This is a genomic window from Micromonospora sp. KC207, assembly GCF_004348615.1.
Classification (GTDB): Bacteria; Actinomycetota; Actinomycetes; order Mycobacteriales; family Micromonosporaceae; genus Micromonospora.
Map to the genome: position 1 here is coordinate 1 of NZ_SMKJ01000239.1, position 11,209 is coordinate 11,209.

Sequence of the window (11,209 nt, forward strand, 5' to 3'; positions counted from 1 at the left end):
GTGCGGGGATGTGGTGGGGTGTGGGTGCGGATCGCTGCGGAAGCGGCTCAGCATGTCGTGGGAGCGTTCCCACAATGAGACGTTATCGACCTTGTCAAATTCTTGAAGCACGGTAAGAATACCGTAAGAATATCGATTTTCGTCAGTGGAGGTGTCATATGAATCTTGACCGACTCGGCGGTCCCGTCCTGTCCCTCTTCCGCATGGTGATCGGCCTGCTCTTCCTGTTCCACGGCCTGTCGTCGCTGTTCGGTATGTTCGGTGGTGCCCGAGGGACGGGGCAGGCGGTTCCGCTGGGCACCTGGCCAGGCTGGTACGCCGCCCTGATCCAGGCCGTCTGCGGCGCGCTGGTGCTTGCCGGGCTGTTCACTCGACCCGCCGCGCTCCTCGCCTCCGGCTCGATGGCGTACGCGTACTTCGTGGTGCACCAGCCCGAGGGGCTGCTGCCGCTGCGCAACGGCGGTGAGCTGTCGGCCCTGTTCTGCTGGTCGTTCGTGCTCATCGCGGTTCTCGGCCCCGGGTCGTGGGCGGTCGACAACCTGTGGGGGCGCCGCCGGGAGCCGGCCGTCGCGGCCCCTGCCCAGGGCAAGCGCTCGGTGCCCGCGTGACCGTCGCCCCCGCCTGACCGTCGTGCCGCCGCCGGGGCGGGGCGCTGTGGCCGGCGGGGCGGCCGCCCGGCGGCCCCCCGGCGGCAGTCGCCGCGCCCCGCTGCCGTATCCCCGTTCCGGTGTCGCCGACGCGCGCCGGCTGACACCCTCGCCCAGGTGGGCAGCCGCAGGTATCCGGGGTGGCGCCACCGCTGACCGCTAGGGCGTGTACGGGGCGTCGGTGTGACTCGTCTCGGTGAACGTGCCGCCGGAAAGCCGGTAGATCGACGTCCGCCTGATGTCCAACTCGGCCATGCCGCGGCCGTCGGAGCGGGTCAGCCAGACGACCTTCGCCGCGCCGTCCGAGACGCTTATCGACTCGACCGGGGTCCGGTCGCCCAGGTCCGCGAGGCTGCGGTAGACCGGCTCACCGTCGGCGTTGTGCCAGACGACCAGCGTGTGGAAGGTGCCGCTGCCCCCGGCCTTCAGGGCGACCGCGCCGACCGCGTCCGCGGCCCCGTCGCCGTCGAGGTCGCCGATTCCGCAGGGCTTCTGGAGGATGACCGTGGCACCGTCCTCCCCCGACCAGACGCCCTCGCTCAGCGGGAGGTAGTCGGCGTACCCCTGGTAGGGAACCTCAATGCTGCCGACGTGCGCGCCGGCGAGCTGCTTGCAGGTCAGCGCGGGCACCTTCTTCGGCGTGGGCTTCGGTGGCGTGGTGCTGGGGGGCGTCGTCGACGGCGCGGCGGGACCGGTCGTCGGCGCCGGTGCGTCGGTGGCCGGCTCCGTGGCGGCCGGTGCGTCCGTGGCCGGTGCGGTGGTCGTACCCGCCGAGGTGGTGGAACCGCCGGCGCCGCAGCCCGCGGTCAGCAGGCAGGCCAGGGCGGCGATCGCGAAGCTGGGCACGGTCCGACGCATCGGCCAGTTCCTCTCTCGGGTGGCGGTTGCCCGCACCGTAGCGGTCGCGCGCCACCCGGCCCCGGGCCCCCGCGGCGGCGACGGTGTGACCAAGTCGGCACCCGCGACCTGGCCCATACGCTGGGAACCTCGGGTGGCAGCCGCCGCGATCCGCCGTAGACTTGGCCATACAACTGAATACCTCATCCAGAGGGGCAGAGGGATACGGCCCGACGAAGCCCCGGCAACCACCCGCACGTTCGATGACGAGCGGCGCGGACAGGTGCCAATTCCGTCCCCGCCGCAGGGTGCGATGCGGGGAAAGATGAGAGGACCTCCTCGACATGACGTCGACCCTCGCCACACCCGGCATCGACACCACCGCCAGCCCCGCCCGTGCCCTGGTCTGCCGCGCCTGTTCCGCGCGCTACCCGCTGGCCGCGCAGCACGCCTGCTACGAGTGTTTCGGCCCCCTGGAGGTCGACTACGACACGGCGGCCCTGGCCCGGGTCACCCGGGAGCAGATCGAGGCTGGCCCGCAGAACCTCTGGCGCTACGCCGCCCTCCTGCCCGCCGGCCAGGACCCGGCCGCCCGGGTGACCGTGAACCCGGGGCTGACCCCGCTGGTCGCCGCCGGCAACCTCGCCGCCGAGCTGGGCATCACCGCCCCGCTCTGGGTCAAGGACGACAGCGCCAACCCCACCCACTCGTTCAAGGACCGGGTGGTCTCAGTGGCGCTCACCGCCGCCCGGGCCCTCGGCTTCACGCGGTTCGCCTGCGCGTCGACCGGCAACCTGGCCAACTCGGTCGCCGCCCACGCGGCCCGCGCCGGGGTTTCGTCGATCGTCTTCATTCCCAGCGACCTGGAGCCGGGCAAGGTGGTCACCACCGCCGTCTACGGCGGGGAGCTGGTCGCCATCGACGGCTCGTACGACGACGTGAACCGGCTCTGCGGCGAGCTGGTGGAGACCGACGAGTTCGAGGACACGGCCTTCGTCAACGTCAACGTCCGGCCCTACTACGCCGAGGGCTCGAAGACCCTCGGGTACGAGGTGGCCGAGCAGCTCGGCTGGCGGATCCCGGCCCAGGTGGTCATCCCGATGGCCAGCGGCGAGCTGCTCACCAAGATCGACAAGGCGTTCAGTGAGCTGGTCGAGATCGGTCTCGTCGAGGCCCCGGCCGGCGGCTGGAAGGTGTTCGGCGCCCAGTCCGCAGGCTGCAACCCGATCGCCGCCGCCCTGCACGCCGACAGCGACACCATCACCCCGGTCAAGCCGACCGGCATCGCCAAGTCCCTGAACATCGGCGACCCGGCCGCCGGCCTCTACGCCCTGGAGGCCGTCCGGCGCACCGGCGGGTGGATGGACTACGTGGACGACGACGAGATCCGCGCCGGCATCCGGCTGCTGGCCCGCACCACCGGGATCTTCGCCGAGACCGCCGGCGGGGTGACCGTGGCGGTGCTGCGCAAGCTGGTCGAGTCCGGCCGGCTCGATCCGACGGCGGAGACGGTCGTGTTCAACACCGGCGAGGGCCTCAAGACCATCGACGCCGTCGCTGGCCAGGTCGGTCCGACCCACCGGATCAAGCCCTCGTTGCGCGCCGCCCGCGACGCCGGCCTCCTTGGCTGACCCGCTCCGGCCCGCACACCGGCCCCGGCCGACCGTCCCGGCATGATCGACTTCGTGTCGTCGACGTGGCGGTGTCCGGCCTTTCGGACGCCTCCATGTCGCCGGCATCGGCATCGACGGTGCCGGTCCCGCCAGGCCCGCCCGTCCCGGCAGCCGGGCGTGCGTCCACCGAACGGGGGATGCGGCCGATCCGTCGGGTAATCGACGTTTTGCCCTCGGTGTAGAAAACCTGCCGCCGGGGACTTGACGGGCAGGAACCGGACGGCGCAAGATGCTCCGTGCGGGAGGGCGTTTCGCCGGAGACTTTAAGTTCTTACGACCCAACGCCGGAGGCGTTGTGCGATCGTCCCTCCCGACCAACGTCCGATCGGGCCAGCGGAAATTCGCTGGCCCGATCGTCTTTCTCCGGCCACCCTCGGCCCATGGGCATCACGATCATGCCGGTCGACCCGGCGGACCAGGACGCGGTCGACGCGGCGTACGGGATCAGGGCCGGGGCCGACCAGGCGGACGTCCCGGACTTCCCGCCGCTGTGCCGGCGACGCTTCGAGGCGGCGATCCGCCACCCGATGCCGGGCAACGTCCCGGTCTGGGCGCTCGCCCGGCTCGACGGCGAGCCGGCCGGCTGGCTCGCCCTCGACCTGCCGCAGCTCGACAACACCGAGAACGCCAGCGTCGACCTGTACGTCGACCCGGTGCACCGGCGGCGCGGGGTCGGCCGAGCCCTGCACCGGTACGGCCTGGAAGTGCTGCGCGAGCGGGGGCGCAAGCGGGTGGTCGGTGCGACTGTCTCGGCCCTGCCCGGGGGGCCGGCGCGCGATGGGGCCGGCGGGGCGTTCGCCGCCGCGATGGGGGCGCGACCGGCGCTCGCCGAGGTCCGTCGCCGCCTCGACACCACCCGGATCGACCCTGCCACCCTCGACGCCCGACTCGCCGACGCCCGGTCCCGCGCCGCCGGCTACCGCACGGTCCGATGGCAGGGGCCGGCCCCCGAGGAGTACGTCGCGGACGTCGCCCAGCTCGACGGCCGGCTCATGACCGACGCGCCGCTGGGCGATCTGGAGTGGGAGCCGGAGCAGATCGACGTCGCGCGGGTGCGTGGCGTCGAGCGGGCGTTGGACGCCCGGGGCCGCCGCCGCTACCACCACGGAGCGGTGCACGTAGCGTCCGGCCGGCTGGTCGCCTGGACGCTGCTCGACATCGGCGCGAGCGCGTCGTGGCACGCGTTCCAGCAGATCACCATCGTCGACCCGGAGCACCGGGGGCGCCGGCTCGGGCTGCGCCTGAAGGTCGAGAACCTGCGGTACGCGCTCGACCACGAGCCGGGGCTGCGTGTCGTGGACACCTTCAACGCGCGGGCCAACGCCCACATGATCGCCATCAACGAGGCGCTCGGCTTCCGCCCGATCGACGCCTGGACCGACTGGCAGCTCACCCTCTGACCGGGCCGCCCACGGGCACAGGACCGGCTCGGCGTCGCCGGCCGCGCGGCGGCCACCAGCGGCGTCCGCCGGCCCTACTGTCCGTGCGCAGGCTGCGGCATGATGGCGGGCATGACGGAGACCCCGCATCCTGAGTACGACAGGCACGCCGACACCCTCCACCGTGCGCTGACCGCGATCACCGAGCGCGGGTACTGGTCCGCCTATCCCGAGTCACCCAGCCCCCGGATGTACGGCGAGACCGCCGCCGCCGACGGCAAGGCGGCCTTCGAGGCGTACCTGAACGGTGACTTTCCGCTCGACCAACCCGGCGCCGACGACCGGGTCGCCACCGAGGCGAGCCCGTTCGGGCTGGAGCTGAACGTGCGGTACCCGCACGCGAGCGCCGACGAGCTGGTGACCGCCGCCTCCGCCGCCCTGCCCACCTGGCGCGACGCCGGCCCGCAGGCCCGCGCGGGCGTCTGCCTGGAGATCCTCGACCGGCTGCACAAGCACGTCTTCGAGCTGGCCAACGCGGTGCAGTTCACCAGCGGCCAGGCGTTCGTGATGGCCTTCCAGGCCGGCGGCGCGCACGCGCTGGACCGGGCGCTGGAGGCGATCGCCTACGCGTACGCCGAGATGACCCGGCATCCGGGGACGGCCGGCTGGGAGAAGGCCGCCGGCAAGGGCGACCCGCTGCGGATGACCAAGACGTTCCACGTGGTGCCGCGTGGCGTGGCCCTCGTCGTCGGCTGCAACACCTTCCCGACCTGGAACTCGTACCCGGGGCTGTTCGCCTCGCTGGTCACCGGCAACCCGGTGGTCGTCAAGCCGCACCCCCGCGCGGTGCTGCCGCTCGCGATCACCGTGCGGTACGCCCGCCAGGTGCTCGCCGAGGCCGGCTTCGACCCGAACCTGGTGCTGCTCGCCCCCGAGGCCCCCGGCGAAAGGCTCGCCTCGACCCTCGCCCTGCACCCGGCCGTGCGGATCGTCGACTTCACCGGCTCCACCGAGTACGGCGACTGGCTGGAGGCCAACGCCCGACAGGCTGCGGTCTACACCGAGAAGGCCGGCCTGAACACGGTGGTGATCGACTCCACCGACGACTTCGCCGGGATGTGCCGCAACCTCGGCTTCACGCTGACCCTGTACAGCGGCCAGATGTGCACCACCTCGCAGAATTTCCTCATTCCCGCCAGCGGCATCGACACCGACCAGGGACACAAGGGCTTCGACGAGGTGGCCGCCGGGATCGCCGCCGCAGTCGGCAAGCTCACCGCCGATGCGGCCCGGGGCGTCGAGCTGACCGGTGCGATCGTCAACGACGGGGTGCTGGAACGTCTCGACGAGGTCACGAAGGTCGGCGAGGCGGTGCTGGAGTCGCGCACCGTCGAGCATCCCGCCTTCCCCGGCGCGGTGGTGCGGACGCCGACCATCGTGAAGCTGGCCGCCGCCGACACCGCAACGTACGGCAGGGAGTGGTTCGGGCCGATCTCGTTCGTGATCGCCACCGACTCCACCGCGCACAGCCTGGAAATCCTGCGCGCCACGGTGGGGGAGTCCGGCGCGCTGACCGCCGCCGTCTACTCGACCGACCCGGCGGTGCTGGACGCGGCCGAGGCGGCGGCGATCGACGTCGGGGTGCACCTGTCCTGCAACCTGACCGGCGGGGTCTTCGTGAACCAGTCGGCGGCGTTCTCCGACTTCCACGGCAGCGGCGCAAATCCGGCGGCCAACGCGGCGCTGACCGACGGCGCGTACGTGGCGAACCGGTTCCGCATCGTCCAGAGCCGCCGCCCCGCCTGAGGTGCGAGGAGGGGCCCCTTGTTAACGCCTGGCGTCTGGAGGGGGCCCCGTCCCACACCCGGGGCCCGGAGCACGCCACCGGCGGCGCACGGGCACCCCCGGGCCCGCCGGCGTCACGCCGGGCGGCGCATCTGGAGTTCGCGCAGGGCCGGGAACCGCGGGTGTGGCACCCGCACTCCCGTGTCGACGAAGCCCAGCCTCCGGTACGCCCGGTAGGCCCGGTCGTTGCCGACGACGACCTCCAGCATCAGCTCCGGCCGGCCGCACTCACGGGACCACGCGGCGACCCCCTCGATCAGCTCGCCGAGCAGCCCGGTGCCCCGCCGGGCCGGCGTGACGTAGACGGCATAGACGACGGTGAGGCCGGGCTCGTCCGGTGAGACCGTCCCGCCGGCGTGCCCGACGAGCCGCCCGGCCGGTCCGCCCGGCCGGTCCGCGCCCGGGTCGGCGACGAACTGGGCGGTGTGCCGGCCGGCGGCGACCGACGCGATGCGGGCCGCGTACTCGGTGTGCGGCCGGGCAGCGGCCTCGGCGAGGGTTTCCAGGAAGGCCAGCGGCGCGTCGGCGAGCATCTCCAGCCGCAGCGCGCGCATCCGCGCCGCGTCCGGCGGGGCCACCCGGCGTACGTGGGCCGCCCGTTCGGTCGGGCCGGCCGTCCCGGCCGGGGGACCGTCCGCATTGGCCGGCGGGCAGGAACCTACTGTCATTTCGCATGCCTACCGCAGTGATGGTCGCCTATGTGGCGCCGGGTCGAGGTCGGTCCGTTATAACCCCATTTGTGGCCGTGCGCCGCCGTCACTCCTCGTGTAGCGTGCGATTTCGGTCACTGGTTTCGTGGTCGCCGTCGACCCCGGAACCGGTGGTCCCGGGCCGCCGGTTCGCCGGCGCACCCCGGCTCGTGGAAGGCCGCGCGACGTTAGGAAGTGCACCGTGGCACAGGGCACCGTGAAGTGGTTCAACGCCGAGAAGGGCTACGGCTTCATCGCCGTCGACGGCGGGCAGGACGTCTTCGTCCACTTCTCCGCCATCGAGATGGATGGCTACAAGGCGCTGGACGACGGGCAGCGCGTGGAGTTCGAGATCGCCCAGGGGCAGAAGGGGCCGCAGGCCGAGCGCGTACGCGTCGTCGCCTGACCGCCCGGCCGGGTCGGGCCCGCGGGCGGGCCGGACCCGACGGGTCGGGGTGCGCGGCCGACCGGGTCGCCCTTGTCGCGGCCGGGACGTCGAGCGCGAGCGGGGCGGCGAGGCGGCGGAGGGGGTGGCGATCGGAGCGTGCCCTGCCCTGGGGCAGCGGCGCGAAGCCGTGCCAGGGAAGATCATGAGCCGTTCCGGCGTCGCCGCTGAGGAGGGCTCATGTCCCAGCTACCCCTACCTGATCGATCCCATTCGGGCCCCGAGGGCCAGGCTGCGGACGGCGCCCCGCCGGCCCTGGGCCCCACCGGGGCCGAGCAACTGGGTGGGACCGCCGAGTGGGCGTACCCCCGACAGCCGCACGCCGGCGGCACCTGTGCCGGGATTCCGGCCTACCCGGGCCAGCAACCCCACCCCGGCCCGGCGCTGCCGCCGGGCTACCCGGGCTGCCCGCCGGGCTACCCCGCGCCCTGGCCGCCGCCCGGCTACGACCCGGCGGACCCACTGGTCACCCTGCCCGGGGAGGGGCTGAGCGGGTGGTTCTCCCGGTGCTCCGGCACGCTGCGCCGGTCCTGGCGGTTGCTCCTGCCGGTCCTGGCACTCACCCATGCCCTGCCGACGCTTGCGCTGCTGCTGGCGGTCGTGCCGCTGTACCCGATGTCGTTGCCGGAGCCCACCGCGCCCGGTGAGCCGCCGGCCCCGCTACCCGACGGCTACCTCGGCGACCTCGGTGTCTTCTTCGCCGCGATGATCGGCCTCGGCTGCCTGCTCGGCTTCGTCCAGGCGGTCGGCTGGGCCGCCGGCACCCGGGTGGTGGCGCGGCAGGCCGCCGGTGAGCCCGCGTCGGTGGGTGCCGCCCTGGCGTACGGCCTGCGCCGCGCTCCGGCGCTCTGGGGCTGGACGCTGGTCTACGGCCTGCTGATGCTGATCGGCTTCGTGCTGTGCTACCTGCCCGGCCTGTACGTGATGGCCGCGCTGAGCCTGTTCGGCCCGGTGCTGCTCTTCGAGCGCGGCACTCCGCTCGGTCGGGCCCGCCAGATCTTCCACGCCCGCCTCGGGCCCGTGCTCGGGCGGATCACCCTGGTCGGGCTCGCCGCGTCCATCGCCTCCATGGTCGTGGCCCCGATCCAGTTCGCCGCCGTCCTGTTCGCCGACCCCGCCGACGCCGCGTCGCTGGACGTGTGGAACGTCGCGTACGCCGTCGGGGCGGCCCTGGTCGCGATCCCGGCGGCCCTGGTGTACCTGATCGGCCTGGTCGTCACGTACGCCGAGCAGCGGGCGCACGAGGGCCCGGTTACCGCCGCTCGACTGGCGGGTGAACTCGGCTGAACCGGTGGCCGGGTTGCCCTGGTCAGCCGGTGTGGACCCGACCTGTCTGCGGCATCGTGCTTGCACTCGGCAGGGGAGAGTGCTAAACAAGTCATTGGCACTCGCCCCGTGTGAGTGCCAATGGTCGGGGCGGTGGGGCCACGGCCGCCGGGCGGAAATCCGTCGGGCGGCACATGGCCGGTCGTCGCGGGCTATCCGGCCCGGCCGAGGAGACGTCGTCGTCGCCAGGTGGCGACGTCCCAAGGTGCGTACACCAGGCGGCCCATCCGGGCACACACTCGGGTGGCCCGTGAGTGTCCAGGAGGACAACGCCGTATGGCCAAGATGATCGCGTTCGACGAAGAGGCTCGCCGCGGCCTCGAGCGGGGCATGAACCAGCTCGCCGACGCCGTGAAGGTGACCCTCGGCCCTAAGGGCCGCAACGTCGTGCTCGAGAAGAAGTGGGGTGCCCCCACCATCACCAACGATGGTGTGAGCATCGCCAAGGAGATCGAGCTCGAGGACCCGTACGAGAAGATCGGCGCCGAGCTGGTCAAGGAGGTCGCCAAGAAGACCGACGACGTGGCCGGTGACGGCACGACGACGGCGACCGTCCTGGCCCAGGCCCTGGTCCGCGAGGGCCTGCGCAACGTGGCCGCCGGCGCCAACCCGATGGCCCTGAAGCGGGGCATCGAGGCCGCCGTGGCCAGCGTCTCGGAGGAGCTGCTCAAGCTCGCCAAGGACGTCGAGACCAAGGAGCAGATCGCCTCCACCGCCTCCATCTCCGCCGGTGACAACACCGTCGGCGAGATCATCGCCGAGGCGATGGACAAGGTCGGCAAGGAAGGCGTCATCACCGTCGAGGAGAGCAACACCTTCGGCCTGGAGCTTGAGCTCACCGAGGGCATGCGCTTCGACAAGGGCTACATCTCCGCGTACTTCATGACCGACCCGGAGCGTATGGAGGCCGTCTTCGACGACCCCTACATCCTGGTCGTCAACAGCAAGATCTCGTCGGTGAAGGACCTGCTCCCGATCCTCGAGAAGGTCATGCAGTCGGGCAAGTCGCTGCTGATCATCGCCGAGGACCTGGAGGGCGAGGCCCTGGCCACCCTGGTGGTCAACAAGGTCCGGGGCACCTTCAAGTCCGTCGCCGTCAAGGCGCCGGGCTTCGGTGACCGCCGCAAGGCCATGCTCACCGACATCGGCATCCTCACCGGTGGGCAGGTCATCAGCGAGGAGGTCGGCCTCAAGCTCGACGCCGTCACCCTCGACATGCTGGGCCGCGCCCGCAAGGTCGTGGTGACCAAGGACGAGACCACCATCGTCGACGGTGCCGGCGACGCCGAGCAGATCCAGGGCCGGGTCAACCAGATCCGGGCCGAGATCGACAAGAGCGACTCCGACTACGACCGCGAGAAGCTGCAGGAGCGGCTGGCCAAGCTGGCCGGCGGCGTTGCGGTGATCAAGGTCGGCGCGGCCACCGAGGTCGAGCTGAAGGAGCGCAAGCACCGCATCGAGGACGCCGTCCGCAACGCGAAGGCCGCCGTCGAGGAGGGCATCGTCCCGGGTGGTGGCGTCGCGCTGGTGCAGGCCGGCAAGACCGCCTTCGACAAGCTGGACCTGACCGGCGACGAGGCGACCGGCGCGCAGATCGTCAAGATCGCGCTGGATGCCCCGCTGCGGCAGATCGCCGTCAACGCTGGCCTGGAGGGTGGCGTCGTCGTCGAGCGCGTCCGCAACCTGGACGCCGGCCACGGCCTCAACGCCGCGACCGGCGAGTACGTGGACCTGCTGGCTGCGGGCATCATCGACCCGGCCAAGGTGACCCGGTCGGCGCTGCAGAACGCCGCGTCGATCGCGGCGCTCTTCCTCACCACCGAGGCCGTCGTCGCGGACAAGCCGGAGAAGACCCCGGCCGCCCCGGCGGGCCCGGGTGGCGGGGACATGGACTTCTGAGTCCAGTTCCACCGAACTGAGTCAGCTCCGCCCGAGCTGAGTCGGTTCCACCGCACGCCGAAGGGGCGGGTCGCGTCAGCGGCCCGCCCCTTCCGGGTTGGTGCCGGCCGGGCTCACGTCGGCAGGGGCGGCTGGTCGCGTCGCCTCCGGGGCCGCTCGTACGGCCGGCGGATGCGTATCGGCTCGTCAACCAGGACCACCGGCTCCTCGACCGCGAGCGCGTCGGCCATTTCCGCCAGTTGCTCGGCGTCGCCGTAGTCCAGCCGGTCGAACGGCAGTTGCCCGGGGATTTCCTCGGCCGGCACCCAGGCAACCGGGCGTGGGTCGTCGGCCTGCTCGTCGTCCGTGGTCATCGCTGCCTCCTCACCCCGACGGTAGGTGGCCGTCGATGGCCTGGGCGGCCGAACGGCGCTATACGGACCCGTGCCCTTTTCACCCGCCGAGCTACCCGTGTATGCCCCTGTCTTTT

The 11,209-nt window shown here is 72.3% G+C and carries 10 protein-coding genes and 1 riboswitch; of the genes, 7 read left to right on the forward strand and 3 right to left on the reverse strand.

Annotation, left to right across the window (positions count from 1 at the left end; all coding sequences use genetic code 11):
* The first annotated feature begins 158 nt into the window (after window positions 1–158).
* Window positions 159–608, forward strand: a complete 450-nt coding sequence (locus tag E1258_RS24555; protein WP_007073269.1) for a DoxX family protein — start codon at window positions 159–161, stop codon at window positions 606–608.
* Between the two features lie 198 nt (window positions 609–806).
* Here E1258_RS24555 and E1258_RS33545 read toward each other — a convergent pair whose 3' ends face one another.
* A complete protein-coding gene (locus E1258_RS33545) occupies window positions 807–1,505 on the reverse strand; it encodes a hypothetical protein (protein ID WP_165949890.1) in 699 nt (232 codons plus the stop codon).
* Between the two features lie 179 nt (window positions 1,506–1,684).
* A riboswitch (SAM riboswitch) is annotated at window positions 1,685–1,816 on the forward strand.
* A gap of 12 nt (window positions 1,817–1,828) precedes the next feature.
* On the opposite strand from E1258_RS33545, the gene thrC reads away from it, so the two are divergent.
* The 3 genes from thrC to paaN all read left to right on the forward strand — a co-directional run bounded on the left by thrC (window position 1,829) and on the right by paaN (window position 6,342).
* The gene (thrC, locus tag E1258_RS24565; protein ID WP_132405275.1) at window positions 1,829–3,115 is read left to right on the forward strand and encodes a threonine synthase; all 1,287 of its coding nucleotides are present in this window, start codon (window positions 1,829–1,831) and stop codon (window positions 3,113–3,115) included.
* A gap of 422 nt (window positions 3,116–3,537) precedes the next feature.
* Window positions 3,538–4,557: a GNAT family N-acetyltransferase gene (locus E1258_RS24570; RefSeq protein WP_132405277.1), complete on the forward strand. Its 1,020-nt coding sequence runs from the start codon at window positions 3,538–3,540 to the stop codon at window positions 4,555–4,557.
* 111 nt (window positions 4,558–4,668) lie between these two features.
* Window positions 4,669–6,342 carry a phenylacetic acid degradation protein PaaN gene (paaN, locus tag E1258_RS24575; RefSeq protein ID WP_207919697.1) on the forward strand — a complete coding sequence of 558 codons (1,674 nt, stop codon included), beginning with the start codon at window positions 4,669–4,671 and terminating at the stop codon, window positions 6,340–6,342.
* A gap of 113 nt (window positions 6,343–6,455) precedes the next feature.
* On the opposite strand, the gene E1258_RS24580 is transcribed toward paaN, so the two are convergent.
* Window positions 6,456–6,935, reverse strand: a complete 480-nt coding sequence (locus tag E1258_RS24580; RefSeq protein ID WP_132405285.1) for a GNAT family N-acetyltransferase — start codon at window positions 6,933–6,935, stop codon at window positions 6,456–6,458.
* A 337-nt stretch (window positions 6,936–7,272) separates the two neighbouring features.
* Between E1258_RS24580 and E1258_RS24585 the strand changes: the two genes are divergently transcribed.
* From E1258_RS24585 to groL, 3 genes are all read left to right on the forward strand, one after another.
* Window positions 7,273–7,476, forward strand: a complete 204-nt coding sequence (locus tag E1258_RS24585; protein ID WP_007073263.1) for a cold-shock protein — start codon at window positions 7,273–7,275, stop codon at window positions 7,474–7,476.
* Between the two features lie 219 nt (window positions 7,477–7,695).
* On the forward strand, window positions 7,696–8,802 hold the full coding sequence (locus E1258_RS24590) for a hypothetical protein (protein ID WP_132405281.1): 1,107 nt from the start codon (window positions 7,696–7,698) through the stop codon (window positions 8,800–8,802).
* A gap of 315 nt (window positions 8,803–9,117) precedes the next feature.
* Complete coding sequence (groL, locus tag E1258_RS24595) at window positions 9,118–10,740, forward strand: chaperonin GroEL (RefSeq protein ID WP_007073261.1); 1,623 nt, start codon at window positions 9,118–9,120, stop codon at window positions 10,738–10,740.
* Between the two features lie 113 nt (window positions 10,741–10,853).
* Here the strand turns inward: groL and E1258_RS24600 are convergent, their stop codons facing one another.
* A complete protein-coding gene (locus E1258_RS24600; RefSeq protein WP_132405283.1) occupies window positions 10,854–11,093 on the reverse strand; it encodes a hypothetical protein in 240 nt (79 codons plus the stop codon).
* Window positions 11,094–11,209: the final 116 nt, after the last annotated feature.